This window comes from Geodermatophilus sp. SYSU D01036, assembly GCF_054050435.1.
The window spans coordinates 1-25,410 of the sequence record NZ_JBJGZJ010000009.1 but is presented as its reverse complement, the minus strand read 5'-3'; the positions used below and the strand labels follow the sequence as shown (position 1 = coordinate 25,410).

Sequence of the window (25,410 nt, the reverse complement as noted above, 5' to 3'; positions counted from 1 at the left end):
CCCTGGTGACGTGCTGGAACGGCCACCCTCCAGGGACCCGCGGCGAGCGTGCGAGGCGTGGGGGAAGGGTGGTCCTTCGACTATTCGCACGGGCCGGTGTCGACCTCGGCGGTGGCGGTGGCGCCGGCGGTGGCGGCGGGCGCGACCTGCTGGGCGGTGAGCGCGTAGCCGGTCCGGGGGTCGTCGATCGCCGAGGCGAACACGACGCCGAGGACCTGCCCGGCCGGGTCGAACAGCGGCCCGCCGGAGTTGCCGGCGCGCACCTCGCCGTGGAGCGCGTAGACGTCGCGCTGCACGGTGCGGGTGTTGCGGAAGTCCGGGCCGCTGATCGGTCCCTCGTCGCGGACGCGGGCCGGGCCGATGAACAGCTCCCCGCCGCCCGGGTAGCCCATGATGATCGCGTCGTCGCCGGTGCCGGCGACCTCCGGGGCGAAGGCCAGCGGCACCTGCGGGAGGTCCGGGACGGCGAGCACCGCGACGTCGACCTCCTCGTCGACGTACACCGGCGTCGCGTCGTACTCCTCGCCCTCGGCCTCGACGACCGGGGCGTCCACGCCGGCGAGCACGTGCGCGTTGGTCATCACCCGGCCGGGCGCGTAGACGAACCCGGAGCCGTCGATCTGCCGCGAGCACGACGGCGCGATGCCGCTGATCTTCACGACCGACCCCTGCACCTGGCCGACGACCGGGCTCGCGGCCAGCGCCGGGTCCGGGTCCTCGACCTCGCGCGCCTCGGTGGGCGTGAGCGGGTCCAGGACGTCGGGCAGCCCGCGCCGGTCGATCGCCTCGCGCAGCGAGTCGTAGACCGCCCGGACGCCGTCGGGCACGGCCCGGTCCACCGCCTGCACCAGCGCCGACTTGCGCACCTGCCCGGCCAGCCCGGGGAACGGCGCGGTGGCCAGCGGGGTGGCGACCATCCACGCCACGAGCAGCACCGCGATCGCCGACACCACGGCGCCGGCGACCGAGTCGAGCACCTCCGCGGGCTCCCAGGTGACCCGGCGGCGCACCGCCCGCCCGATCGCGCCGGCCAGGACCTGCCCGAGCAGCGCCCCCGCCAGGACGACGACGAGCGCGGCGAACACCCGGGTGACCGGGGAGCCGTCGAGCCGGTCGGCGACCGGCCCGGACAGCTGGGCGCCGAGCACCGCGCCGCCGAGGAAGCCGAGGAACGAGGTGGCCGACACCAGCAGGCCCTGCCGGAAGCCGGTGAAGGCGAAGACCAGGGCCAGCACGATGAGGACGAGGTCGACCAGCGACATGGGTCAGCCGCGCACCGTCATGACGCCGGTCTGGCCCAGCTGGACGTGGAAGCTGCACTCGAACGGGTGGTCGCCGGGGGCGGTGACCTCGAACTCGATGGTCTCCGTCGCCCCCGCGGCCAGCAGCGGGATCTCCTCGGGGATCTCCTCGACGCCGGCGCCGGGCGTGAAGCGGAAGTTGTGGGTGGCCTGCGTGGCGGTGCTCTGCACCGTCAGCCGGACCCGGCCGGGCGCCACGGTGAAGGTGTCGGGGACGAACACGTAGTCGTCCGGCGTCTGGATGGTGACCTCCTGGACGCCGTCCTCGGCCGTGGTGACCGTGCCGAGCGACGCGTCGGGGCTCGGTTGCGCCGTGGCCCCGCCGCCGCTGTCGTCGCCGGAGCCGCAGCCGGCCAGCACCCCGGCCGCCAGCGCCGCGCCGGTCAGCGCCGCGGGGAGGCGGCGCGTCCAGATCCTGCTCATCGCCGCGGAACCGTACTTGTCGCGGCGTCCCCGGTCGCGCCGTCGGCCACCGTCGGCGCGGCGGCGTCCTCGGCGCCGCCCTCCCCCAACGACCCGGGCGCGGCCGCCGGCCGCGCACCGGCCGCCGCCAGCGGGCGCACGTCGCGGACGTCCCAGGGCCGCGCGAGGCCCGCGGCCTCGAGGACGGCGTCGAGCAGCCCGGCGGTGAAGCCCCACACGACCATCCCGGCGACGCCGAACGCCGGGCCGACGTAGCCCGCCGGGTGGCGCACGCGGAACCGGTTGGCCGGGTCGGTGAGGTCGGCCAGCGGCACCCGGGCCACCCGGGCCACCTCCCGCGGGTCGCCGACCGCGACGTCGCGGGGGTCGTCCCACCAGGCCACGACCGGGACGACGAGGTTGTCCGACGGCCCGAGGAACAGCTCGGGCAGGGTGGCGAGCACCCGGACGCCGGCCGGGTCGACGCCGGCCTCCTCGTGCGCCTCGCGCAGCGCGGTGCCCACCGGGTAGTCCTCCCCCGGGTCGGCGCCGCCGCCGGGGAAGGCCGGCTGCCCGGCGTGCGTGCGCAGCCGCGCGGACTTCTCGATGAGCAGGACGTCGGCGCCGCGCGGGCCCTCGCCGAAGAGGATGAGCACCGCGGACCGGCGCGCGGTGGCGGTGGCCGCCTGCACGCGGTGCCGCAGCGGGAGGTCGGCCGCCTCGGCCACCAGCCGCAGCAGGTAGTCCGGCAGCCCGGTGGTGTCGGCGCCGGGCAGGAGCCCGGTCACAGCGGCACCCCGAGGTGCTCGCCGACCAGGGCGCGCAGCTCGTCGAGGGACTCGACCGCGCCGGTCCGCACGAAGGCCACCGACCCGTCGGCGGCGAGGAACACCGTGTGCGGGAGTCCGCGCAGCCCGAGCGCCGCGGCGACGTCGCCGTGCCCGTCGAACGCGCCGGGGATCGTCACCCCGGCGTCCTCCGCGAAGGACGCCGCCTGCGGGACGCCGTCCTGGCTGATCACGCCGACGACCCGGACGCGGTCGCCGGCGGCGTCGGCGAGCTGCTGCACCAGCGGCAGCTCCTCCCGGCAGGGGCCGCACCAGCTCGCCCACAGGTTGAGCACGGTGGGCACGCCCGGGGCGCGACCGAGGTCGAGGGTGCCGCCGCTGAAGCACTCGATCGGCGCGACGCCCGACAGGTCGCCGCCGGCGGCGGGGGCGTCGGGCTGCTCCGGGCAGGCCGCCAGGTCCGTCCGCGTCTCCGCGACGGTGGCCCGCTCGGGCGCCTCGGGCTCGCCTGCCACGGCGGTGCAGGACGACAGCAGCACCCCGAGGCCGGCCAGCAGCGCGGCCGCGCACCGGGCGCTCACTCGGTGTCCGACGCCGCGGGCGTCTTGACCAGCTTCGTCGCCGCCTCCGGGTCGGTCGGCCCGATGCCGTAGGACGGGCACCAGCGGGCCAGTCCGCACGCCCCGCAGGCGGCCTTCTTGGCGTGGCAGACGCGCCGGCCGTGGAAGATGACGCGGTGGCTGAACATGGTCCAGTCGCGCTTGGGGACCAGCTCGGCGACCTCGGCCTCGACCTTGACGGGGTCCTCCTCGGCGGTCCAGCCGAAGCGGCGGACCAGCCGGCCGAAGTGCGTGTCGACGGTCAGCCCCGGGACGCCGAAGGCGTTGCCGAGGACGACGTTCGCCGTCTTGCGGCCGACGCCGGGCAGCGTGACCAGGTCGGCCATGCGGCCGGGCACCTCGCCGTCGAAGCGCTCGACCAGCGCCTGCGCCAGGCCCAGCACCGAGTTGGCCTTGGCGCGGAAGAAGCCGGTGGGCTTGAGGATCGCCTCGAGGTCGGCCCGGTCGGCGCCGGCGAGCGCCACGGCGTCGGGGTACCTCGCGAACAGTGCGGGCGTGACCTTGTTCACCGTCTTGTCGGTGGTCTGCGCCGAGAGCACGGTGGCCACGAGGAGCTCGAAGGCGTTGGTGAAGTCGAGCTCGCAGTGCGCGTCGGGGTGGATGACGGCCAGCTCACGGGCCATCCGGCGGGCGCGGCGGGTGCGGGCCAGCGGCGTCTCGTCCGGGTCGAAGGGCACGGCGGCCGGACGGCGGGCGGGAGCACGGCGCGCAGCGGGGCGCGCGTAGGCCGGCGTGGACACGCGGTCGAGGGTAGGCGGCAGCGGCGACACCCTAGGAGCCGTGCCACCATGGCTGTACTGGCCCGCTCAGCAGCGACCGGACCCGGGAGGTGACGTGGTCGCGCTCATCGTCATCCTCTTCCCCCCGATGGTCATCGCGTTCCTGCTGGTCATGGAGCGCGTCGAGGAGCCCCTGCGCCGTCCGACGTCCCCGCGCGAGGTGGCCGAGTTCCTCGAGTCGGCGACCCCTGGCGAGGTGGACACGCTGGCCGCCTCGGGCATCCGCCGGGCGATGGCCCGCTGGCGCCGCCGCCGCCGGTCGCGGGTCCGCCAGAGCACGGGACCGCTGGTCTGACGGAGGACCACCCTCCCCCCACGCCTCGCGAGCTCGGCGCGGGCCCCTGGAGGGTGGCCGCCGCGAGGGGTCGACTCACCCCGCGGGGGCACCCCGTGTGTCTCCGAACGGGTGACCGTGCGCACAGCCGCCTAGACTCCGTGTGGATGCGGGGCCGACGCCCCGCAGGTCGAACGCGGAACGGTGGGGTGGAGAGAAATCGTGGTGGACGAGGTGCTGGCCCAGTCGGGGCTCTTCCAGGGACTCTCGGAGGACGCCGTCGACCCCGTCGCCAGCCGTCTGGAGACGATCACCCTGCCCCGCGGTCGGGTCGTGTTCAACGAGGGTGAGCCGGGCGACAGCCTCTACATCGTGCTGAGCGGCAAGATCAAGCTGTCCCGGCGCTCCCCCGACGGCCGCGAGAACGTGCTGGCCGTCATGGGCCCGTCCGACCAGTTCGGCGAGCTGTCGGTGTTCGACCCCGGCCCGCGCACGGCCACGGCCACCGCGGTCACCGACGTCAAGCTGGCCAAGATGCCGCAGTCGGTGCTGCGCCCGTGGATCGAGGCGCACCCCGAGGTCGGCGAGCGGCTGCTGCACGTGCTCGCCCGCCGGCTGCGCCGCACCAACGACTCGGTGGCCGACCTGATATTCACCGACGTCCCCGGCCGGGTGGCCAAGGCGCTGCTGCAGATGGCCGACCGGTTCGGCAGCCGCGAGTCCGACGGCCTGCGGGTCAAGCACGACCTGACGCAGGAGGAGCTGGCCCAGCTGGTCGGCGCCTCGCGCGAGACGGTCAACAAGGCGCTGGCCGACTTCGTGCACCGCGGCTGGATCCAGCTGCAGGGCAAGTCGGTCGTCGTCCTCGACGAGGACCGCCTCCGCCGCCGCGCGCGCTGAACGTCTGGACGCGAGGGGCCCGGAACCACCACGGTTCCGGGCCCCTCGCGGTTCCGGGCCTCTCGCGTTCGACCCCTACGAGGGAAGCGGCACCACGAGGCCGATGCGGGTGCCGTCGGGCAGCTCGGCGAAGCGTCCCTCGGGCGTGGTCCGCAGCTCGGGCATGATCGGGTGCAGCGGCTCCGGCGGGGACCCGGCCAGCGCGGCCGCCACGTCGGGGAAGGCCGACAGCTGCCGCAGCGTGTGGATCGTCGGCGGCAGCATCGGCCTCGTGCCGGCCCGCATCTCGGTCAGCGCGGTCTCCGGCGTGAGCCAGCTGGCCTCGTCGGCCTCGCCGGAGACGTCGCGGGCCTCCTGCCCCACCGGCAGCGCCGCGACGAAGAAGCGGGTGTCGTAGCGGCGGGTCTCCTGCGGCGGGGTGATCCAGTGCGCGAACGGCCGCAGCAGGTCCGCCCGCAGCGCCAGCCCGCGCCCGGCCAGCAGCCCGGCCAGGGACAGCTCGCGGGTGAGCAGCGCCTGCCGCTGGGACTCCCAGTCGTCCCCGGACACGTCCGGTACGACGTCGCTGCCGTCGGGCGAGCCGGCCAGCAGGACGCCGGCCTCCTCGAAGGTCTCGCGGACGGCGGCGCACACCAGCTCCCGCGCCACCCGCTCGTCGCAGCCCAGCGCCTGCGCCCACTCGGCGGGCGGCGGGCCGGCCCAGGCGACGGCGGTGTCGCCGTCGCGCGGGTCCACCCCGCCGCCGGGGTAGGCGGTCATCCCCCCGGCGAAGGGCATCCCGCGGGTGCGGCGCAGCAGGTGGACCTCGAGCCCCTCCGCGCCGTCGCGGAGCAGCAGGACCGTCGCCGCCGGGCGGATCGCCGTCATCCGCGCAGTTCGACCGTCAGCTCGATCTCCACCGGCGCGCCCAGCGGCAGCTCGGCCACGCCGACCGCGCTGCGGGCGTGCCGGCCCGCCTCGCCGAAGACCTTCCCGAGGAGCTCGCTGGCGCCGTTGACCACGCGCGGCTGGCCGCTGAAGCCCTCCGCGCTGGCCACGTAGCCGACGACGCGCACGATCCGGGCCACCTGGTCCAGCCCGACCAGCTCGTCGACGGCGGCCAGCGCGTTGAGGGCGCACAGCTTGGCGTCGGCGGCGGCGTCCTCGGGGTCGACCGAGCCGCCCACCTTGCCGGTGCGCCGCAGCCCGCCGTCGACGAACGGCAGCTGGCCGGAGGTGAACACCAGGGCCCCGGTGCGCACGGCCGGCACGTAGGAGGCGACCGGCGCGGCCACCGGGGGCAGCCGGATGCCGAGTTCGCGCAGCCGCGCGTGCCAGCTCTGGGCCTGCATCCCCTGCGTCATCGCCGGCGCCTCAGGCCAGCGGGCGCTTGAGGTAGGCGACCGGCTGCTCGGGGCCGGTCGGGCCGGGCAGCACCGTCACCAGCTCCCACCCGTCGGTCCCCCACGAGTCGAGGATCGCCTTGGTGTTGTGGATCAGCAGCGGGATGGTGGCGTACTCCCACCTGCGGCGGGCCGGTTCACTCATGGGGGACGACGCTAGCGCAGCGCCGGGGGCCCGGCGGCGGGTGCGCGCTGCGCCCGCGGCGGGCCGCGATCCCCGGAGTGCTCCTAGGCTGGTCAGGGTGAGCCCCGACTTCCCCGTGCGCTGCCACGTCGTCACCGGGAAGGGCGGGACCGGCAAGACCACCGTCGCCGCCGCCCTGGCCCTGGCCCTGGCGTCCGAGGGCCGCACCGTCCTGCTCGTCGAGTGCGAGGGCCGCCAGGGCGTCGCCCAGCTCTTCGACACCCCGCCGCTGCCCTACGAGGAGCGCCGGGTCGCGGTCACCCGCCACGGCGGGGAGGTGCGGGCGCTCGCGATCGACGTCGAGGAGGCCCTGCTCGAGTACCTCGAGATGTTCTACAACCTCCGCCGCGCCGGCCGGGCGCTGCGCAAGATGGGCGCCGTCGACTTCGCGACGACGATCGCCCCGGGCCTGCGCGACGTCCTGATCACCGGGAAGATCAAGGAGGCGGTGACCCGGCGCAAGGACGGCCACCGGGTCTACGACGCGGTCGTCGTCGACGCCCCGCCGACCGGGCGGATCACCAAGTTCCTCAGCGTCACCAGCGAGATGGCGGGTCTGGCGCGCTCCGGCCCGATCAAGACGCAGAGCGACGGCGTCATGGCGGTGCTGCGCTCCCCGCAGACGGCGGTGCACCTGGTGACCCTGCTCGAGGACATGCCGGTGCAGGAGACCGCCGACGCCATCGCCGAGCTGACCGAGGCCAAGCTGCCCGTCGGCTCGGTGATCGTGAACATGGCCACCGAGCCGGTGCTGCCCGAGCCGGCGCTGGTGCGGGCCGCCGAGGGCGCGGTCACCGGCGCCGATCTCGTGCCCGGGCTGACCGCCGCGGGCCTGCCCGCCGATCCCGCGCTGGCCGACGCGCTGGCCGCGGAGGCGGTCGAGCACGCCCAGCGGTGGGCGGCGCAGGACACGCTGCGCGCCCGGGTGGAGTCCTTCGACCGGCCGACGGTCGAGCTGCCGCTGCTGCCCGGCCCGATGGACCTCGGCTGCCTGTTCGAGCTGGCCGACCGGCTCGAGGAGCACCTCGGTGCGGAGGTGGCGGCGTGAGCGCCGCCCGCGCCGCCGCGTCACCGGCGGCCGACCGGCACGCGCCCCCGATGGACCTCGCCGCGCTCATCGAGGACCGCGACACCCGGATCGTCGTCTGCTGCGGCTCCGGCGGGGTCGGCAAGACGACGACGTCGGCCGCGCTCGCCCTGGCCGCCGCGGAGGCCGGCCGCCGCGTCGTCGTCCTGACCATCGACCCGGCCCGCCGGCTGGCGCAGTCGCTGGGCCTCGTGGAGCTGGACAACGAGCCGCGGCGGGTCGACGTCCCGGGGTCCGCGGGCGAGCTCCACGCGATGATGCTGGACATGAAGCGGACGTTCGACGACATCGTGTCCGCGCACTCGACGCCCGAGCGGGCCGAGCAGATCCTGGCCAACCCCTTCTACCAGACCCTGTCCTCGTCGTTCTCCGGGACGCAGGAGTACATGGCGATGGAGAAGCTGGGCCAGCTGCGGGCGGCCGACACCTGGGACCTGATCGTCGTCGACACCCCGCCGTCCCGGTCGGCGCTGGACTTCCTGGACGCGCCGAACAAGATGAGCCGGTTCCTCGACGGCACGATGATCCGGCTGCTCACCGCGCCGGCCCGCGCCGGCAGCCGGGCCGGGCTGCGGGTCGCCGGGGCCGGGCTGATGTTCTTCAGCCGGATCATCAGCAAGGTCCTCGGCGGCCAGCTGCTGCGCGACATCTCCGCGTTCGTCACCGCGCTGGACACGATGTTCGGCGGCTTCCGCGAGCGGGCCACCGCCACCTACGAGCTGCTGCGCCGGCCGGGCACGTGGTTCGTCGTCGTCGCGACGCCGGAGCCGGACGCGCTGCGCGAGGCCTCCTACTTCGTCGACCGGCTCTCGGCCGAGGGGATGCCGCTGGCCGGGCTGGTGCTCAACCGCACCCACCCGCCGGCGAGCACGCGGCTGTCGGCCACCCGCGCCGAGGCGGCCGCGGAGGCCGCCGCGGAGAACGGGGACGGCGACCCGGCCGCGGCGCTGGCCGCCGGGGCCCTGCGGGTGCACGCCGAGCGGATGACCGTGGCCGCGCGCGAGCAGCGGCTGGCCGACCGGTTCACCAGCGCCCACCCGGAGGTGGCGATGCGGGCGGTCCCGGCGGCCGCCGGGGACGTCCACGACCTGGACGGGCTGCGCACCATGGCCGAGGCGCTGACCGGTCCCGACGACGACACGCCGACCGGCGTGCCGCGCACCCGCGTGCTGCCCGCGCGCCGCGCCTGATCACCCGTCCGGGCTGCGCCGGGCCCGTACATTGGCAGCGATGTCTGCTGCCTCCCGCGCCCGAGTCCTGGGCAAGCTCGTCGCGATGATCGTCGTGGCCGGCGCGCTCGTCGCCGGCCTGCTCTTCCCCCTCGTCGGCGGGAGCGGGCTGGTGGCGCGCAACTCCGCGTCCCTGCTCGACGCGCTGCCGGTGGAGCTCACCGACGCGACCCCCGCGGGCAACTCCCGCGTGCTCGCCGCCGACGGCTCGCTGATCACCAACTTCTACGCCCACAACCGCACGGTGGTGGCGTCCGACCAGATCGCCGACGTGATGAAGCAGGCGCTGGTCGACATCGAGGACTCGCGCTTCTACGACCACAACGGCCTGGACGTGCAGGGCACGCTGCGCGCCGCGGTGACCAACGTGGCCGCGGGCTCGGTGCAGGAGGGCGGCTCGACGATCACCCAGCAGCTGGTCAAGCAGACCCTGCTGGAGACCGCCGACAGCGCCGAGGAGCGCCAGGAGGCCATCGAGCAGGACGGCGTCGAGGGCCTGTCCCGCAAGCTGCGCGAGGCCCGGCTGGCCCTGGCGCTGGAGGAGACCTACTCCAAGGACGAGATCCTCACCCGCTACCTCAACATCGTGTACTTCGGGCAGGGCGCCTACGGCATCCAGGCCGCCGCCCAGAAGTACTTCAGCATCAACGCCGCCGACCTGACCCTCCCCCAGGCGGCGATGCTCGCCGGGCTGGTGCAGAGCCCGACCAACGACGACCCGATCACCCAGCCGGGGAACGGCCAGACCCGTCGCAACCAGGTGCTGCAGCGGATGTTCGACCTCGGCCACCTCGACGGGACGACCGAGGAGCAGCTCGCCGCGCTCATGGCCGAGCCGGTGCAGGTCGCGCCGGGCATCAGCCCGCCCAACGGCTGCATCGACGCCGCGATCGGCGGGTTCTTCTGCGCCTTCATGCAGCAGTACCTGACCCAGGTGCTCGGCATCAGCCAGGAGCAGCTGGACAACGGCGGGCTGACCATCCAGACGACGCTGAACCCGCAGCTGCAGACCCTCGGCGACCAGGCGGTCCTCAACACCCTGCCGATGGGCGCCCAGCTCGCCGGCATGTTCACCGCCGTGCAGCCGGGCACCGGCGCGGTCCTGGCGATGAGCGTCAACCGGCAGTACGGCTGCGCGGACCCGCAGTGCGAGTCCGTCGTCCTGCACACGGCGGCCAGCAAGGGCTCCGGCTCGACCTACAAGGTGTTCACCGCCGCCGCGGCGCTCGAGGCCGGCATCCCGGCCAGCACCGTGATCAGCACGCCGGGCAACCAGTACACCTCGCGGGTCTTCCGCGGCCCCTCCTGCGGCGGCGACCGGTCGCAGTCGACCGGCATGTACTGCGTCGAGAACGCCGGCAACTACCCCGACACCCTCGACATGGTCGGCGCGCTGGTCCGCTCGTCGAACACCTACTTCCTCGCGCTGGAGGACCGGCTGGGCAGCGTCGAGGGCCCGGTGCGGATGGCCGAGCGGATGGGCATGAGCTTCGACCAGCCCACCCAGAACTCCGCCGACGAGATCATCGACGGCAACTTCGGCTCGTTCACGCTCGGCGCCGAGGCCACCAGCCCGCTGGACCTGGCCAACGCGTACGCCACACTCGGCGCCCAGGGCACCCGGTGCGACCCCACCCCGGTGGTGCAGGTGCTCGACCGCAACGGCCAGCCGCTCACCGGCGACGACGGCCAGCCCGTGGTCCGCGGCGACCGGTGCACGCCGAACGCGATCCCGGCGAACATCGCCAACACGCTGGCCAACATCCTGGTCGGCGACACCGCCAACCCCGAGGGCACCGGCACCCGGGCCGCCATCCCGGGTCGCGCGATCGCCGGCAAGACCGGTACCGCGCAGGGCCGGGACTCGGTGGCCTTCGTCGGCGTCATGCCCGAGTACGCGGCCAGCGTCATGGTGTTCAACCCCAAGGAGCAGCAGGACGTCGGCGGCTACGGCGGCAACATGCCGGCCACCATCTGGCACGACGCCTTCGCGCCCTTCCTCGCCGACAAGCCGACCTCGGCGTTCCCGCCGGCCGACCCCGCGCTGCTGCAGGGGCAGCCCGCGCCCGCCCCGCCGGCGCCGAGCGCCCCCGCGCCCACGCCGGACCAGGGCGGCGCCGGGCAGGGCGACGCGGACCAGGGCAACGCCAACGGCTGGCCCGGCAACGGCAACTGGAACGGCGGCAACGGCCGCGGCGGGAACTGAGCCCGCCCCCGGCTGACCCGGGGGCCGCCCCGGGTCAGCCGAGCTGGCGGCGGACCTCCGCGGCCACCCGGGCGCCCTCGGCCCGGCCGGCGACGGCCGCGTTGGCGGCGCCCATGACCCGGCCCATGTCCTTCATGCCGCTCGCGCCGGTGCGGGTGATCGCGTCGGCGACGATCGCGGCGAGGTCGGCGTCGTCGAGCTGGGCGGGCAGGTAGGCGGCCACCACCTCGCCCTCCGCGCGCTCGCGGCCGGCCTGCTCGGCGCGGCCGGCCCCGTCGAACGCCTCGGCCGCCTCGCGGCGCCGCTTGGCCTCGCGCCGCAGCACCGCGAGCACCTCGTCGTCGGACAGCTCCCGGGCCTCCCTGCCCGCGACCTCCTCCGCGCTGACCGCCGCGAGCACCATCCGCAGCGTCGCGGTGCGCAGCTCGTCGCGGCTCTTCATGGCGGAGGTCAGGTCGGCGCGCAGCCGGTCCTTCAGGTCAGACACGCCCTCAGCCTGGCACGACGCCCGCCGTCCCGGCCGCCGGGGCCGATCACGGCCCGTAGGCTCGGGCCCGTGCGCTGGTACACCACCCTGCCCACGGCCGCCGTCGCCGCGGGCGCCTCCACCGTCGCCTACGCGTCGCTGTACGAACGCAACCGCTGGACGCTGCGCCGCTTCGACGTCCCGGTGCTGGCCCCCGGCTCGGCGCCGCTGACCGTGCTGCACCTGTCGGACCTGCACATGACCGCCGGGCAGCGGTCCAAGCGCGACTGGGTGGCGGCGCTGGACGGCCTCGAGCCCGACCTCGTCGTCGACACCGGGGACAACCTGGCCGGGACCGACGCCGTCCCGACGGTGCTGCAGGCGCTGGACCCGCTGCTGGACCGGCCGGGGGCCTTCGTCACCTCGTCCAACGACTACTACGGGCCGCGGCCGAAGAACCCGCTCAGCTACCTGACCCGCCCCGACAAGCGGGTGCACGGCACCGAGCTGCCCTGGCGCGACCTGCGCGACGGGCTGACCGGCCGCGGCTGGCTGGACCTCACCAACGCCCGCGGCGAGCTGACCGTCGCCGGCCGGCGGATCGTGCTGGCCGGCTGCGACGACCCGCACATCCGGCGGGACGACTACGACGCCGTCGCCGGGCCGGCCGACCCGACGGCGGACCTGCGCATCGGTGTCGTCCACTCCCCCGAGCCGCGGGTGCTCGACCGCTTCGCCGCCGACGGCTACGACCTGCTGCTGTGCGGCCACACCCACGGCGGGCAGCTGCGGGTGCCGTTCTACGGGGCGCTGGTCACCAACTGCGGCATCGACCGGGACCGGGTCCGCTGGCTGCACCGCTGGGCCGAGCCCGCCCCGGGGCGGCCGAACGGCACCTGGCTGCACGTCTCGGCGGGCCTGGGCACCAGCCCCTACGCGCCCGCCCGGTTCGCCTGCCCGCCCGAGGCGACCCTGCTCACGCTGACGGCGCGGCCCGCGTGACACCCGCCTGAGGAAGGACCTCTCTGCCCCCGCCACTCGCAGGCTCGCGGCGGGACCCTGCGGAGGGGCCACGGGAACGGGACGGTACAGTGGTCCAGGCACCGGGGTGTGGCGCAGCTTGGTAGCGCGCGTCGTTCGGGACGACGAGGCCGCAGGTTCAAATCCTGTCACCCCGACTCCAGCTCAGGGGCCGCCTGCGGGCGGCCCCTGAGTCGTTCCCGGGGTTGGCCGGGCGCCGATGCGGGCACCGGGGACCCGATGACCGAGTGGTTGCTCCTCCTCGCCGCCGTGCTGCTCACGGCTCTGACCGGCTTCTTCGTGGCGGCCGAGTTCTCCCTGACCACGGTCGACCGCGGCCGCGTCGAGGAGGCCGCCCGCGCCGGGGACGCCCGCGCCGGCGGCGTGGCGACCGCACTGCGGACCCTGTCCACGCAGCTGTCGGCCGCGCAGCTCGGCATCACGCTGACCACGCTCGTCGTCGGCTACCTGGCCGAGCCCGCGATCGGGCAGCTGCTGCACGGCCCGCTCGAGGCGCTGGGCCTGTCGCAGGCGGCGGCCACGGGCGTCTCCTACGGCCTCGCGCTGGCCCTGGCGACGACGCTGCAGATGCTGCTCGGCGAGCTCGGGCCGAAGAACCTGGCGATCGCCGACCCGCTGGGCATCGCGAAGGTCGTCGCGCCGGGGATGCGGGCGTTCACCGCGGTCGCGGGCGTCGTCGTCAACGCGCTGCAGCGGCTGGCCAACGCGATCGTGCGCCGGCTGGGCTTCGAGCCCCGCGAGGAGCTGGACTCCGCCCGCGGCGCCGAGGAGCTGGCCGCGGTGGCCCGCCGGTCGGCGGCCGAGGGCGACCTCTCCCCCGTCGCCGCCCGCCTGTTCGAGCGCTCGCTGGGCCTGCGCGCCAAGTACGCCACCGACGTCATGACGCCACGGACCCGGCTGTGGACGCTGCGGGCCAGCGCCACTGCCGCCGACGTCATCGTGGCGGCCACCGAGTCGGGCAACTCGCGCTTCCCGGTCTACGGCTCCGACCTCGACGAGGTCACCGGGGTCGTGCACGTCAAGCGCGCGGTCGCCGTCCCGGAGGCCGAGCGGGGCCGCCGCACCGCCGGCGAGCTGGCCGACCCGGTGCTCGCCGTCCCCTCGTCCCTGCGGCTGGAGCGGCTGCTGGACCTGCTGCGCGAGCAGGGCCTGCAGATCGCGCTGGTGGTCGACGAGTGGGGGGCCACGCACGGCGTCGTGACGCTGGAGGACATCGTGGAGGAGCTGGTCGGGGAGATCGCCGACGAGACCGACCGGCCGCTGCGCACCATCCGCCGGGTCGACGACGTGCGGTGGGTGCTGTCCGGGCTGCTGCGGCCCGACGAGGTGCTCGACCGCACCGGCATCGCGGTGCCCGAGGGGCGGTACGAGACGCTGGCCGGGTTCCTCGCCGAGCGGCTGCAGCGGCTGCCCGAGGTCGGCGACCGCGTCGAGTTCGACGGCGCGCAACTGACCGTGCAGAGCCTCGACGGCCGCCGGGTCGCGCGGATCCTGGCCGAGCGGACGGTGGTGCTGCCGCCGGGCGCCACGGCCTCGCGGGCGCGGGCGCGGCAGGAGGCGGCGGCGTGAGCGACGTCGTCAGCCTGCTGATCCTGGTCGGCCTGCTGCTGGGCAACGCGTTCTTCGTGGCCGCCGAGTTCGCGCTGGTGTCCGCGCGGGTCGACCAGATCGAGCCGCGCGTCGCGCAGGGCTCCGCGCGGGCGGCCAGGACCCTGGCCGCGATGCGCAACGTGTCGCAGAACATGGCGGGCGCCCAGCTGGGCATCACGCTGTGCTCGCTGGGCCTGGGCGCCGTCGGCGAGCCGGCCGTCGCCCACCTCATCGAGGCGCCGCTGCACGCGCTCCACGTGCCGGACGCGTTGCTGCACCCGATCGCGCTGGTCATCGCGCTGGCGCTGGTGACCGTGCTGCACATGGTGCTCGGCGAGATGGTGCCCAAGAACATCACCATCGCCGGCCCGGACCGCGCGGCGATCGCGCTCGGCCCGCCGCTGGCCGCCTTCACCCGGCTGCTCAAGCCGGTCATCTGGTTCTTCAACACCACGGCCAACGGCTTCGTGCGGCTGTTCGGCGCCACGCCCACCGACGAGGTGGCGGCCAGCTTCGACGAGACCGAGATCCGCTCGATGATCACCCAGTCGCGGCGCGAGGGGCTGCTGGGCACCGAGGTCAGCGAGCTGGCGGCCGGCGCGCTCACCTTCGAGCAGCACACCGTCGAGGACGTGCTGCTGCCGATGGACACCGTCGTCACCGTGCCGCGCGCGACGACGCCGCGGCAGCTGGAGGCCGTCGTGGCCGAGCACGGCTTCAGCCGGTACCCGGTCCGGGCCGACGACGGGTCGCTGACCGGCTTCGTGCACGTCAAGGACGTGTTGGGCATCGGGGCCGAGGGCCGGGACCGGCCGATCCCGGAGGAGCACGTCAACCGGCTGGTGCCGATCGCGCCCGGCACGGGGCTGCCCGAGGTCCTCTCGGAGATGCGCGCGCAGGGCGCCCACCTCGGCGGCGTGGTGGACACCCGCGGCGGGGAGCGGCACACCGTCGGCCTGGTGGCGCTGGAGGACGTGCTCGAGCTGCTCATCGGCGACGTCCGCGACGCCGCCGCCGACGCCGCGGCCGAACAGGCCCGGGCGATCGCCGCCCGGGGCGGCCGGAGAGCCGGGGCGGGCGCCGGGGGAAGATGAGCGGGTGAGCGCCCCCGTCCTGTCCCCGGAGGTCACCGCCCGCTGGCAGGCCCGCTTCCGCGCGCCCCGTGTCAGCCTGCCCGACTGGGCGCTGCGCGCGCCGCAGCGCTGCCTGTACGCCTCGGACGTCAGCGGCGTCGTCGAGCAGTACGCGTGGGACCGCACCACCGACGCGCACCGCCAGGCCACCGACCGGCCCAACGGCACGCTGATCGGCACGCTGTCCCCCGACGGCGAGACGATCTGGTGGTTCGCCGACACCGACGGCGACGAGTTCGGCGTCTGGATGGTGCAGCCGTTCGCGGGCGGCGACGACCGGGTCGCCGTCCCGGAGGTCGGGCCGGCCTACCCCGCCGGGCTGGAGATCGGCTCCTCGCTCGTGGCGATCGGCCGCTCCACCGACGACGGCAGCGAGCTGTGGCTGGCGCCCACCGGCGGGACGCCGCGGGTGGTCTACCGGCACGAGGACCCCGCGTCGGTCGACGCCCTCACCCTCGACGACGAGCTGCTGGTCCTCTCGCACTCCGAGCACGGTGACCCGCGCTACCCGGCGCTGCGGGTGCTGCGGACCGCCGACGACACGGTCGTGGCCGAGAAGTGGGACGGCGAGGGCCGCGGCCTGCACGCGCTGGAGTTCGCCCCGCTGCCCGGCGACCGGCGGCTGCTGGTCGGCCACGAGCGGCGCGGCCGGGAGGAGCTGCTGGTCTGGGACGTCGCGGCCGACACCGAGACCGAGATCGTGCTCGACCTGCCCGGCGACGTGACCGCCGGCTGGTACGCGGACGGGTCGGCGCTGCTGGTCGGCCACGACCACGCCGCCCGCAGCGAGCTGTACCGCTACGACCTGGCGACGGGTGCGCTCGAGCGGCTGGACACCCCGTCCGGCGTCGTCCGCGGGGCCACCGCGCGCCCGGACGGGACCGTGGAGCTGGCCTGGTCGTCCTCGGAGCGCCCGCCGGTGATCCGCCGCGCCGACGGGCCGGTGGTGCTCGCCGCGCCCGGTGAGGAGCCGCCGGCGGCGCACCCGGTCGAGGACCGCTGGGTGCCCGGCCCGGGCGGGGACGTGCACGCCCTCGTCGTCCGGCCGGCCGGGGAGCCGCCGTACGCCACCGCGTTCCTGGTGCACGGCGGCCCCGAGTCCGCCGACGACGACTCCTACCGCGCCCGCCGCGCCGCCTACGTCGACGCCGGCTACGCGGTCGTGCACGTCAACTACCGCGGCTCCACCGGCTACGGCAGCGCCTGGCGGGACGCACTCACCGGCCGGCCCGGGCTCACCGAGCTCGAGGACGTCGCCGCGGTCTACGACGCGCTGGTCGCCGAGGGCTTCCTCGACCCGGCGCGCGCGGTGCTCACCGGCGGCTCGTGGGGCGGCTTCCTCACCCTGCTGGGCCTGGGCACGCAGCCCGAGCGCTGGGCCGCCGGCATCGCCGAGGTGCCGGTGGCCGACTACCTGGCCGCCTACGAGGACGAGATGGAGGGCCTGCGGGCCTACGACCGGGCGCTGTTCGGCGGCTCCCCCGACGAGGTGCACGAGCGGTACGTGCGGTCCTCGCCGATCACCTACGTCGAGCAGGTGCGGGCGCCGGTGCTCGTCGTCGCCGGCGCCAACGACCCGCGCTGCCCGATCCGGCAGATCGAGAACTACCTCGCCGAGCTGGACCGGCTGGGCCGCCCGCACGAGGTGTACCGCTTCGACGCCGGCCACGGCTCGCTGGTCATCGAGGAGACGATCCGGCAGGTCGAGACGGCGCTGTCGTTCGCCCTCAGACACGTCACACCGTGACGTGTGGTCCCGGGAGCGGGGGCCGGAGGCTCCCCGACCGGGACCACGGAGCGGCTCAACGGCGGTCGGGGACGGCACCTGGCCGCGGTGTCGGCCGGTAGGCCGACGGTGTCATCGCGCGGGCCGGGAGCAGGGCGCCGACGGCGAGCGTCGTCAGCAGGTAGAGGTCCTCCACCACGAGCCCCGGGACGCCGAGGTCGTGGTGGAGGCCGGGGTCGGCCTCGGCGAACCAGATCGACGACGACGCCAGCACCAGCCCGGTGACGACGGCGAGCGCCGCGGCGGCCCAGCGGACGGACGGCCACCCGGGCGCTGCCCGCGTGCCCGCGGCGACGTCCACGAGGACGACCAGCGCGGGCACCAGCCAGACGAAGTGGTGCGACCAGGCGATCGGGCTGACCAGGCAGGCGGCCAGGCCGGTGAGCGCCACGCCGGCCAGGTCGTCACCGGCGCGGGCAGCCCGCACCGCGCGGGTGAGCACCAGCGCGAGGACGGCGACGGCGAGGACCAGCCACACCGCCCGCGGCGGCTCCTCGGGGTCGGTGAGCCGCGCCAGCGCGCCCAGCAGCGACTGGTTGGACGTCTTGTCCAGCCGGCCCACCCGCTCGGTCTGCCACAGCGTCTCGGTGAAGAACCGCCACGACGTCGCCGGCGCGACGGCGAAGGCCAGCCCGGTCGCGACCGCCGCGGTGCCGACCGCGACCGCCGCCGCCCGCCAGCGCCGCGTCAGGAGCAGGTACACGACGAACAGCCCCGGCGTGATCTTGAACGCGGCGGCCAGCCCGATGCCGGCGCCGGCCCACCGCCACCCGCGGTGCAGCGCGGCGACGTCGGCCAGCACCAGCGCGAGCAGCAGCAGGTTGACCTGGCCGAAGCCGATCGTCTCCCGCACCGGCTCGAGCACGAAGACCACCGGCAGCGCGGCGGCGACGGCGAACGCCACCGGCCACCCGTGCCGGCGGGCGAGCGGCGCGACCAGCCACGCGGTGATCCCGGCCAGCACCACCACGTTGAGCGCGGCATGCACGGCCGCGACCGCATCGATCGACAGCAGCGTCATCGGCAGCACCGCCAGCGCCGCGAACGGCGGGTAGGTGAAGCCGTAGTCGGTGCGGCCGAACGTGTAGTCGTAGAGCGGCCGGCCCGAGCGCCACCACTCGACCGCGCCGTCGTAGACCCGCAGGTCGAACCAGTTGTGCCAGGGGTCGTTGGGCCCCAGGGCCGAGACCAGCCCGGCGAGCGCCGCCAGCGCGAGGACGACGGCGACCTGCGCGGCGACCCGCCACCCGGCCCCCGGACGGCCGACGGGTGCCACCTCCGCTCAGCGCCGGAGCAACAGCTCGGCGATCTGCACGGTGTTGAGTGCCGCGCCCTTGCGCAGGTTGTCGTTGCTGACGAACAGCACCAGCCCGCGGTCGTCGTCGACGCTCTGGTCCTGCCGGATGCGCCCGACGTAGCTGGGGTCCTGCCCGGCGGCCTGTTGCGGCGTCGGGACGTCGGTGAGCTGCACGCCCGGCGCCCCGGTGAGCAGCTCGGTGGCGCGGGCGACCGGCAGCGGCCGGGCGAACTCGACGTTGAGTGACAGCGAGTGCCCGGTGAAGACCGGCACCCGCACGCAGGTGCCCGCGACCCGCAGGTCGGGGATGCCGAGGATCTTGCGGCTCTCGTTGCGGAGCTTCTGCTCCTCGTCGGTCTCGAGCGAGCCGTCGTCGACGACGCTGCCGGCCAGCGGCAGCACGTTGAACGCGATCGGGCGCACGTACTTCTGCGGCTCGGGGAAGGCCACCGCCGCGCCGTCGTGGGTCAGCTCGGCGGCCTTGTCGACGACCGCCTTCACCTGCCCGTCGAGCTCCTCGACGCCGGCCAGGCCGCTGCCGGAGACCGCCTGGTAGGTGCTGGCGACCAGCCGGACCAGCTGCGCCTCGTCGTGCAGCGGCTTGAGCACCGGCATCGCGGCCATCGTGGTGCAGTTCGGGTTGGCGACGATGCCCTTGGGGATGTCGGCCAGGGCGTGCGGGTTGACCTCGGCGACGACCAGCGGGACGTCGGGGTCGCGGCGCCAGGCGGAGCTGTTGTCGACGACGGTCACGCCGGCCTCGGCGAACCGCGGCGCCTGCGCCCGCGAGGTGCTCGCGCCCGCGGAGAACAGCGCGACGTCGAGCCCGGTCGGGTCGGCGGTGGCGGCGTCCTCGACGGTGATCTCGCCGTCCGCCCAGGGCAGGGTGCTCCCGGCGCTGCGGGCGCTGGCGAAGAACCGCAGCTCGCCGAGCGGGAACTGCCGCTCGGCGAGGATCCGGCGCATGACGGCGCCGACCTGGCCGGTGGCGCCGACGACACCGACCCGCAGGCCGTCGCGCTTGAAGATGCTCATCGTCCCGTCCCTCCGTAGACCACGGCCTCCTCCTCGTCGCTGCCGAGGTCGAAGGCGTCGTGCACCGCGCGGACGGCGAGGTCCACGTCGCTGTCGCGGCAGACCACGGAGATGCGGATCTCCGAGGTGCTGATGAGCTCGAGGTTGACGCCGGCGTCGGCCAGGGCGCCGAAGAAGCGGGCCGAGACGCCGGGGTGGCTGCGCATGCCGGCGCCGACCAGGCTCACCTTGCCGATGTGCTGGTCGAAGCGGACGTCGCTGTAGCCGACGGTGTGCTTGACCTTCTCCAGCGCGGCGATCGCGGCCGGGCCGTCGCTCTTGGGCAGCGTGAACGAGATGTCGGCGAGCTTGCTGGCCTCGGCCGACACGTTCTGCACGATCATGTCGATGTTGATCTCGGCGTCGGCGAGCACGCGGAAGATCTGCGCGGCCTCGCCCGGCCGGTCCGGGACGCCGTAGACGGTGATCTTGCCCTCGCTGCGGTCGTGCGCGACGCCGGTGATGATCGCCTGTTCCACGCTGAGGTCCTCCATCGAGCCGGTCACCACGGTGCCGGGGAGCTGTGAGTAGGAGCTGCGGACGTGCACCGGGATGCCGTAGCGGCGGGCGTACTCGACGCAGCGGAGCATGAGCACCTTCGCGCCGGAGGCCGCCAGTTCGAGCATCTCCTCGTAGGTGACCGTCTCCAGCCGCCGGGCGTTGGGGACGATCCGCGGGTCGGCGGTGAAGACGCCGTCGACGTCGGTGTAGATCTCGCAGACGTCGGCCTGCAGCGCGGCGGCGACGGCGACCGCGGTGGTGTCCGACCCGCCGCGGCCGAGCGTGGTGACGTCCTTGGTGTCCTGGCTGACGCCCTGGAACCCGGCGACGATGACGACCGAGCCCTCGTCCAGCGCCGAGCGCAGCCGGCCGGGCGTGACGTCGATGATCCGCGCCTTGCCGTGGCTGGAGGTCGTGATCACCCCGGCCTGCGAGCCGGTGAACGACCGGGCCTCGTAGCCGTGGGTGCTGATCGCGATGGCCAGCAGCGCCATGGAGATGCGCTCGCCCGCGGTGAGCAGCATGTCCAGCTCGCGGCCGGGCGGGTCGTCGGTGATCTGCCCGGCCTGGTCGAGCAGCTCGTCGGTGGTGTCGCCCATCGCCGAGACCACGACGACGACGTCGTTGCCGGCCTTCTTCTCCGCGACGATGCGCTCCGCGACGCGCTTGATGTGGGCGGCGGAGGCCACGGAGGAGCCACCGTACTTCTGCACGACGAGGGCCACGGGTCCACAGGCTACCGATGCCGCCCTCCTGCCCCGTGAATCAGCCCGGCGCCGTCCCGTTGCGTCCCGCCGCCGCGGGCGATGTGATCACCGGGTGACCGCTCCCGAGGACTGGCTGCTCAGCGCCGAGGAGCGGGGCAACGCGGCCACGGAGCTGCCGGCCTGGACCGAGGGCAACCTCGCCGTGCCGCTGGTGCACGGCGCCACCTACTTCGACCGGCTGGTCGAGTGCGTCGAGGGGCTCGACGAGGGCGACCACCTGTTCTTCACCGACTGGCGCGGCGACCCCGACGAGGAGCTGCGCCCCGGCGGGCCGACCGTCGCCCAGCTGTTCACCGAGGCGGTGGGCCGCGGGGTGACCGTGCGCGGCCTGGTCTGGCGCTCGCACGTGGACTGGCTGTCGTTCAGTGCCCGCGAGAACCGGGCCCTGGACCGCGAGGTCGAGGACGGCGGCGGCCTGGTGGTGCTCGACCAGCGGGTGCGCCGCGGGGGCAGCCACCACCAGAAGCTCGTCGTCTGCCGGCACGACCAGGACCCGACGAAGGACACCGCCTTCGTCGGCGGGATCGACCTGTGCCACAGCCGCCGCGACGACGCCGACCACCGCGGCGACCCGCAGACGCTGCCGATGGCCGCGGCGTACGGCCCCACCCCGCCCTGGCACGACGTGCAGCTGATGATCCGGGGCCCGGCCGTCGCGGCCCTGGACACGGTGTTCCGCGAGCGGTGGGACGACCCCACCGACCCCGACGAGGGCAACCCGATCGCGCACGTGATCGACCGGTTCCGCCGGGGCCGCATGTTCGCCGACCGGCTGCCGCCGCAGCTGCCGGCCCCGCCGCCGATGGGGCCGCACCTGGTGCAGAGCCTGCGGACCTACCCGGCGATCCGGCCGCGCTACGACTTCGCCCCCGACGGGGAGCGGTCGATCGCCCGCGGCTACTCGAAGGCGATCCGGCGGGCGCGGCGGCTGATCTACCTCGAGGACCAGTACATGTGGTCGGCCGAGGTGGCGGAGCTGTTCGCCGACGCGCTGCGCGAGCACCCGGACCTGCACCTGGTCGTCGTCGTGCCGCGGGTGCCCGACCAGGACGGGGCGATCGCCCAGCGGCCGCAGTACGTGGGGCGCTGGCAGGCGATCGAGATGTGCCGCCGGGCCGGCCGGGACCGGGTGCACGTGTACGACGTCGAGAACCACGAGGGGACTCCGGTCTACGTGCACGCGAAGGTGTGCGTGGTCGACGACGTGTGGGCCAGCGTCGGCAGCGACAACTTCAACCGCCGCTCCTGGACCCACGACAGCGAGCTGTCGTCGGCCGTCCTCGACACCACGCTCGACCCCCGCGAACCGCGCGACCCGGCCGGCACCGGCGACGGCGCGCGCACCTTCGCCCGCGACCTGCGGCTGGTGCTCGCCCGCGAGCACACCGACCGGGCCGGGGACGGCAGCGAGGACGCCGACCTGCTCGACCCGGCCACGTTCGTCGCGACCCTCGACGCCGCGGCCGACGCACTCGACGCCTGGTACGACGGCGGCTGCCGCGGCCCCCGCCCGCGCGGCCGGCTGCGCCACCACAGGGCCGAGCGGCTGACGCTGCCCACCCGCCTCTGGGCGACGCCGCTGTACCGCCTGGTCGACGACCCCGACGGCCGTCCCCTCCGCCTCCGCCGCCGCCGCGAGTTCTGAGCCACCGCCCCACCCACCGGCCCGACCGGCCCGACCGGCCGGCCCCGGCGCGCCCCGCCCCAGGACCGATGGGCCGTTTCCCGCGCCCGGCTCCGCCCGTGCCGGCCCCGGCAGTGCCACCTCCCGAGCGAACTCGTGCTCTGCCCACACCTGTGGGCAGAGCACGAGCGTCCGCAGACCCGTAGCAGGACCGGCCTTCGCGCTCTGCCTACACCTGTGTGCAGAGCACGAGCTTCCACAGGAAGACATCCGGCAGCTCTCGGGCGAGTCCCGGCGGCGACGCTGGCCTGGTGTCCGACTTCTCCCTGTCAGGACTGCTCCGGCGGATCCGTCGCGTCGCGGACCTGTCGCAGCGGGAGCTGGCCCAAGCGGGAGGGCTGCCCAGCTCGACGGTAGCCGCGGCAGAGGCCGGGACGCGCGGGCTCGACGCCCGCGCCCTGGCACGGCTGGCGGCCGTCGCGGGGCTGCGGTTGGCGCTGCTGGACACCGAGGGGCGGGAGGTGGCGCCGATGGACGGCGCGGCCGTGCGGGACGAGGGCGACCGGCTCTTCCCCGCGCACCTGGACACCCGGCACGGGGACGACGGCTGGTGGCACGGGCCGCACCGGTACGACCGCACGCCGGTCACCTACACGTTCACCCGGGACCGGGGCAGCAGGGACGACCGCCGTCGGGCGCGCGGGACCCCGGAGGACCACCAGCTCCCGCAGCCGGGCGACGCCCTGGCCGACCGGGCCGCAGCCCGGCGGGCCGCCGCGGCGCGGGCGCGGGCCGCGGAACGGGCGCAGTTCCTGGAGGAGGGCAGGGGCCGGCCGTTCGACGACGGTTTCCGCTGCGTGTGCCCGCCGGCCTGCGACGACCTGCTGCTCGACGAGCGGCCGCCCAGGCCGGGCCGGCCCGCCCCGCACGCGCCGGACTGCGCGTGTGGCTGCGACCTGAGCTGACCCGCTGCTACCGTGGGCTCCGTGCGCGGCAGCCTCCTGCTTACCCGCCGCGGCGAGGCCTCCTCCTAGGTCGGCTCCCTCGCCGCGGAGATCCTGCCGTGGTCGATGACGTCCCGGTGCCCGCTGACCGCCCCCCAGGAGCGACAGTCCAGCCCGCACCAGAGGAGTCATCCCACCGTGACCAGCCCCCAGCACCCGCACGCCCGCAACCCCCAGCGCCCGTCGGGGATGCCGATCTCCCGCTACGCCGCGTTCCAGCCGGTCGACCTGCCCGACCGCACCTGGCCGGAGAAGGTCACCACGGTGGCCCCGCGCTGGTGCGCCGTCGACCTGCGCGACGGCAACCAGGCCCTGATCGACCCCATGAGCCCCGACCGCAAGCGCCGGATGTTCGAGCTGCTGGTGCGGATGGGCTACAAGGAGATCGAGGTCGGCTTCCCGGCGGCCAGCCAGACCGACTACGACTTCGTCCGCCAGCTCGTCGAGGACGACCTGGTACCCGACGACGTCACCATCCAGGTCCTCACCCAGGCCCGGGACGAGCTGATCGAGCGCACCTTCGAGTCGCTGCGCGGCGCGAGGCAGGCGATCGTCCACCTCTACAACTCGACCAGCACGCTGCAGCGCCGGGTCGTCTTCGGCAGCGACCGCGCCGGCATCGTCGACATCGCCGTCCACGGCGCCCAGCTGGTCCGCAAGCTGGCCGAGCAGGCCGGCGACACCGAGATCCGGTTCGAGTACAGCCCCGAGTCCTTCACCGGTACCGAGCTGGACTTCGCCGTCGAGATCTGCAACGCGGTCACCGACGTCTGGGAGCCGACCCCTGACCGGCCGACCATCCTCAACCTGCCGGCGACCGTCGAGATGGCCGAGCCGACCGTCTACGCCGACCAGGTCGAGTGGATGCACCGCAACCTGGGCCGCCGCGACGCCGTCGTGCTGAGCCTGCACCCGCACAACGACCGCGGCACCGCCGTCGCCGCCGCCGAGCTGGGCTACCGCGCCGGCGCCGACCGCATCGAGGGCTGCCTGTTCGGCAACGGCGAGCGCACCGGCAACGTCGACCTGGTCACCCTGGGCCTGAACCTGTTCAGCCAGGGCATCGACCCGCAGATCGACTTCTCCGACATCGACGAGATCCGCCGCACCGTCGAGTACTGCAACCAGCTCGGCGTGCACGAGCGGCACCCGTACGGCGGCGACCTGGTCTACACCGCCTTCTCCGGCTCCCACCAGGACGCCATCAACAAGGGCTTCAAGGCCCTGGAGGCCGACGCGGCCGCCGCCGGGAAGCCGGTCGAGCAGATGCCGTGGGCGGTGCCGTACCTGCCGATCGACCCCAAGGACGTCGGCCGCAGCTACGAGGCGGTCATCCGGGTCAACAGCCAGTCCGGCAAGGGCGGCGTGGCCTACATCATGAAGACCGAGAACCACCTGGACCTGCCCCGGCGGCTGCAGATCGAGTTCAGCGGGGTCGTCCAGCGGCACACGGACGACGAGGGCGGTGAGGTCACCGCCCAGCAGATGTGGGCCGCGTTCACCAGCGAGTACCTGCCCGACCCCGACGCCCCGTGGGGCCGGTTCGCCCTCAGCGGCCACCGGCACACCGCCCACGGCGAGCAGCTCGACGAGATGGTGGTCGAGCTGACCGCCGACGGCGTCCCGGTCACCGTGCAGGGCCGCGGCAACGGCCCGATCGCCGCGTTCGTCGACGCGCTGAAGACCCTCGACGTCGACGTCCGGGTCCTGGACTACGCCGAGCACGCCCTGTCCGCCGGTGGCGACGCCCGCGCCGCCGCCTACGTCGAGTGCGCGGTCGGCGAGCGCGTGCTGTGGGGCGTGGGCATCGACCCGAACATCGTCAGCGCCTCGCTGCGCGCCGTCGTCTCGGCGGTCAACCGGGCCCTGCGCTGAGGCACCCGGGGGGGGGGGGGGGGGGGGGGGGGGGGGGGGGGGGGGGGGGGGGGGGGGGGGGGGGGGGGGGGGCGGCGGGCCGGTGCCGCTTGTTCGGGGG

At 75.1% G+C, this 25,410-nt stretch carries 24 protein-coding genes and 1 tRNA gene; 13 read left to right on the top strand and 12 right to left on the bottom strand.

Translation table 11 applies throughout. From position 1 onward, the window contains the following. Nucleotides 1-80: 80 nt before the first annotated feature. From ACI8AR_RS11240 to nth, 5 genes are read right to left on the bottom strand one after another with little or no spacing between them, the layout of a single operon-like run. Complete coding sequence (locus ACI8AR_RS11240) at nt 81-1,262, bottom strand: MarP family serine protease (RefSeq protein ID WP_457051104.1); 1,182 nt, start codon at nt 1,260-1,262, stop codon at nt 81-83. A 3-nt stretch (nt 1,263-1,265) separates the two neighbouring features. Next, nucleotides 1,266-1,724, bottom strand: a complete 459-nt coding sequence (locus ACI8AR_RS11235; RefSeq protein WP_457051103.1) for a cupredoxin domain-containing protein — start codon at nt 1,722-1,724, stop codon at nt 1,266-1,268. After that, on the bottom strand, nt 1,721-2,491 hold the full coding sequence (locus ACI8AR_RS11230; protein ID WP_457051102.1) for an NUDIX hydrolase: 771 nt from the start codon (nt 2,489-2,491) through the stop codon (nt 1,721-1,723). The genes ACI8AR_RS11235 and ACI8AR_RS11230 overlap by 4 nt, the downstream gene beginning before the upstream one ends. After that, nucleotides 2,488-3,072: a TlpA family protein disulfide reductase gene (locus tag ACI8AR_RS11225; protein WP_457051101.1), complete on the bottom strand. Its 585-nt coding sequence runs from the start codon at nt 3,070-3,072 to the stop codon at nt 2,488-2,490. Before ACI8AR_RS11225 ends, ACI8AR_RS11230 begins: the two co-directional genes overlap by 4 nt. After that, nucleotides 3,069-3,851 carry an endonuclease III gene (gene nth / locus ACI8AR_RS11220; RefSeq protein ID WP_457051100.1) on the bottom strand — a complete coding sequence of 261 codons (783 nt, stop codon included), beginning with the start codon at nt 3,849-3,851 and terminating at the stop codon, nt 3,069-3,071. The genes ACI8AR_RS11225 and nth overlap by 4 nt, the downstream gene beginning before the upstream one ends. Nucleotides 3,852-3,945: 94 nt before the next feature. Between nth and ACI8AR_RS11215 the strand changes: the two genes are divergently transcribed. Together ACI8AR_RS11215 and ACI8AR_RS11210 are read left to right on the top strand one after the other, a co-directional pair. Next, complete coding sequence (locus ACI8AR_RS11215; RefSeq protein WP_457051099.1) at nt 3,946-4,185, top strand: hypothetical protein; 240 nt, start codon at nt 3,946-3,948, stop codon at nt 4,183-4,185. 201 nt (nt 4,186-4,386) lie between these two features. Beyond that, nucleotides 4,387-5,064 carry a Crp/Fnr family transcriptional regulator gene (locus ACI8AR_RS11210; RefSeq protein ID WP_456928387.1) on the top strand — a complete coding sequence of 226 codons (678 nt, stop codon included), beginning with the start codon at nt 4,387-4,389 and terminating at the stop codon, nt 5,062-5,064. 75 nt (nt 5,065-5,139) lie between these two features. Here the strand turns inward: ACI8AR_RS11210 and ACI8AR_RS11205 are convergent, their stop codons facing one another. The 3 genes from ACI8AR_RS11205 to ACI8AR_RS11195 are packed head-to-tail and all read right to left on the bottom strand — an operon-like array spanning nt 5,140 to nt 6,591. Continuing rightward, entirely contained in the window at nt 5,140-5,931 is a 792-nt protein-coding gene (locus ACI8AR_RS11205; RefSeq protein WP_457051098.1) for an NUDIX hydrolase, read from the bottom strand. Continuing rightward, nucleotides 5,928-6,407 (bottom strand): RidA family protein, encoded by a 480-nt coding sequence (locus tag ACI8AR_RS11200; RefSeq protein WP_457051097.1) that lies wholly within the window; start codon nt 6,405-6,407, stop codon nt 5,928-5,930. The genes ACI8AR_RS11205 and ACI8AR_RS11200 overlap by 4 nt, the downstream gene beginning before the upstream one ends. 10 nt (nt 6,408-6,417) lie before the next feature. Beyond that, on the bottom strand, nt 6,418-6,591 hold the full coding sequence (locus ACI8AR_RS11195; protein ID WP_456928384.1) for a hypothetical protein: 174 nt from the start codon (nt 6,589-6,591) through the stop codon (nt 6,418-6,420). A gap of 97 nt (nt 6,592-6,688) precedes the next feature. Here ACI8AR_RS11195 and ACI8AR_RS11190 point away from each other — a divergent pair, with 97 nt between their 5' ends. Genes ACI8AR_RS11190 through ACI8AR_RS11180 form a run of 3 tightly spaced genes read left to right on the top strand, consistent with a single transcriptional unit; the run spans nt 6,689 to nt 11,152 of the window. Further along, entirely contained in the window at nt 6,689-7,678 is a 990-nt protein-coding gene (locus tag ACI8AR_RS11190) for an ArsA-related P-loop ATPase (RefSeq protein WP_457051096.1), read from the top strand. Further along, complete coding sequence (locus ACI8AR_RS11185; protein ID WP_457051095.1) at nt 7,675-8,907, top strand: ArsA family ATPase; 1,233 nt, start codon at nt 7,675-7,677, stop codon at nt 8,905-8,907. The genes ACI8AR_RS11190 and ACI8AR_RS11185 overlap by 4 nt, the downstream gene beginning before the upstream one ends. Before the next feature lie 40 nt (nt 8,908-8,947). Continuing rightward, a complete protein-coding gene (locus ACI8AR_RS11180) occupies nt 8,948-11,152 on the top strand; it encodes a transglycosylase domain-containing protein (RefSeq protein ID WP_457051094.1) in 2,205 nt (734 codons plus the stop codon). Between the two features lie 34 nt (nt 11,153-11,186). Here ACI8AR_RS11180 and ACI8AR_RS11175 read toward each other — a convergent pair whose 3' ends face one another. Continuing rightward, nucleotides 11,187-11,639 carry a GatB/YqeY domain-containing protein gene (locus tag ACI8AR_RS11175; protein ID WP_457051093.1) on the bottom strand — a complete coding sequence of 151 codons (453 nt, stop codon included), beginning with the start codon at nt 11,637-11,639 and terminating at the stop codon, nt 11,187-11,189. 69 nt (nt 11,640-11,708) lie between these two features. On the opposite strand from ACI8AR_RS11175, the gene ACI8AR_RS11170 reads away from it, so the two are divergent. From ACI8AR_RS11170 to ACI8AR_RS11150, 5 genes are all read left to right on the top strand, one after another. Further along, nucleotides 11,709-12,620 carry a metallophosphoesterase gene (locus ACI8AR_RS11170; RefSeq protein WP_457051092.1) on the top strand — a complete coding sequence of 304 codons (912 nt, stop codon included), beginning with the start codon at nt 11,709-11,711 and terminating at the stop codon, nt 12,618-12,620. A 102-nt stretch (nt 12,621-12,722) separates the two neighbouring features. Beyond that, nucleotides 12,723-12,796 (top strand) — tRNA-Pro (locus tag ACI8AR_RS11165). Between the two features lie 82 nt (nt 12,797-12,878). Further along, complete coding sequence (locus ACI8AR_RS11160; RefSeq protein WP_457051091.1) at nt 12,879-14,228, top strand: hemolysin family protein; 1,350 nt, start codon at nt 12,879-12,881, stop codon at nt 14,226-14,228. Beyond that, complete coding sequence (locus ACI8AR_RS11155) at nt 14,225-15,343, top strand: hemolysin family protein (protein ID WP_457051090.1); 1,119 nt, start codon at nt 14,225-14,227, stop codon at nt 15,341-15,343. The genes ACI8AR_RS11160 and ACI8AR_RS11155 overlap by 4 nt, the downstream gene beginning before the upstream one ends. Nucleotides 15,344-15,347: 4 nt before the next feature. Then, the gene (locus ACI8AR_RS11150; RefSeq protein ID WP_457051089.1) at nt 15,348-17,129 is read left to right on the top strand and encodes a prolyl oligopeptidase family serine peptidase; all 1,782 of its coding nucleotides are present in this window, start codon (nt 15,348-15,350) and stop codon (nt 17,127-17,129) included. A gap of 55 nt (nt 17,130-17,184) precedes the next feature. On the opposite strand, the gene ACI8AR_RS11145 is transcribed toward ACI8AR_RS11150, so the two are convergent. From ACI8AR_RS11145 to ACI8AR_RS11135, 3 genes are read right to left on the bottom strand one after another with little or no spacing between them, the layout of a single operon-like run. After that, a complete protein-coding gene (locus ACI8AR_RS11145; RefSeq protein ID WP_457051088.1) occupies nt 17,185-18,444 on the bottom strand; it encodes a glycosyltransferase 87 family protein in 1,260 nt (419 codons plus the stop codon). A gap of 6 nt (nt 18,445-18,450) precedes the next feature. After that, nucleotides 18,451-19,500 carry an aspartate-semialdehyde dehydrogenase gene (locus ACI8AR_RS11140; protein WP_457051087.1) on the bottom strand — a complete coding sequence of 350 codons (1,050 nt, stop codon included), beginning with the start codon at nt 19,498-19,500 and terminating at the stop codon, nt 18,451-18,453. Then, a complete protein-coding gene (locus ACI8AR_RS11135; RefSeq protein ID WP_457051086.1) occupies nt 19,497-20,765 on the bottom strand; it encodes an aspartate kinase in 1,269 nt (422 codons plus the stop codon). Before ACI8AR_RS11135 ends, ACI8AR_RS11140 begins: the two co-directional genes overlap by 4 nt. 94 nt (nt 20,766-20,859) lie before the next feature. On the opposite strand from ACI8AR_RS11135, the gene ACI8AR_RS11130 reads away from it, so the two are divergent. The 3 genes from ACI8AR_RS11130 (at nt 20,860) to leuA (ending at nt 25,310) form a co-directional block, all read left to right on the top strand. Further along, nucleotides 20,860-22,452: a phospholipase D family protein gene (locus ACI8AR_RS11130; RefSeq protein ID WP_457051085.1), complete on the top strand. Its 1,593-nt coding sequence runs from the start codon at nt 20,860-20,862 to the stop codon at nt 22,450-22,452. 290 nt (nt 22,453-22,742) lie between these two features. Then, nucleotides 22,743-23,396 carry a helix-turn-helix domain-containing protein gene (locus ACI8AR_RS11125; RefSeq protein ID WP_457051084.1) on the top strand — a complete coding sequence of 218 codons (654 nt, stop codon included), beginning with the start codon at nt 22,743-22,745 and terminating at the stop codon, nt 23,394-23,396. Nucleotides 23,397-23,573: 177 nt separating this feature from the next. Then, nucleotides 23,574-25,310: a 2-isopropylmalate synthase gene (gene leuA, locus ACI8AR_RS11120; RefSeq protein WP_457051083.1), complete on the top strand. Its 1,737-nt coding sequence runs from the start codon at nt 23,574-23,576 to the stop codon at nt 25,308-25,310. Nucleotides 25,311-25,410: the final 100 nt, after the last annotated feature.

Bases quoted from the DNA above. Each gene is read 5' to 3' on its own strand.
- ACI8AR_RS11240 (WP_457051104.1), bottom strand. From the start codon at position 1,262: ATGTCGCTGGTCGACCTCGTCCTCATCGTGCTGGCCCTGGTCTTCGCC.
- ACI8AR_RS11235 (WP_457051103.1), bottom strand. From the start codon at position 1,724: ATGAGCAGGATCTGGACGCGCCGCCTCCCCGCGGCGCTGACCGGCGCG.
- ACI8AR_RS11205 (WP_457051098.1), bottom strand. From the start codon at position 5,931: ATGACGGCGATCCGCCCGGCGGCGACGGTCCTGCTGCTCCGCGACGGC.
- ACI8AR_RS11200 (WP_457051097.1), bottom strand. From the start codon at position 6,407: ATGACGCAGGGGATGCAGGCCCAGAGCTGGCACGCGCGGCTGCGCGAA.
- ACI8AR_RS11195 (WP_456928384.1), bottom strand. From the start codon at position 6,591: ATGAGTGAACCGGCCCGCCGCAGGTGGGAGTACGCCACCATCCCGCTG.
- ACI8AR_RS11180 (WP_457051094.1), top strand. From the start codon at position 8,948: ATGTCTGCTGCCTCCCGCGCCCGAGTCCTGGGCAAGCTCGTCGCGATG.
- ACI8AR_RS11160 (WP_457051091.1), top strand. From the start codon at position 12,879: ATGACCGAGTGGTTGCTCCTCCTCGCCGCCGTGCTGCTCACGGCTCTG.
- ACI8AR_RS11140 (WP_457051087.1), bottom strand. From the start codon at position 19,500: ATGAGCATCTTCAAGCGCGACGGCCTGCGGGTCGGTGTCGTCGGCGCC.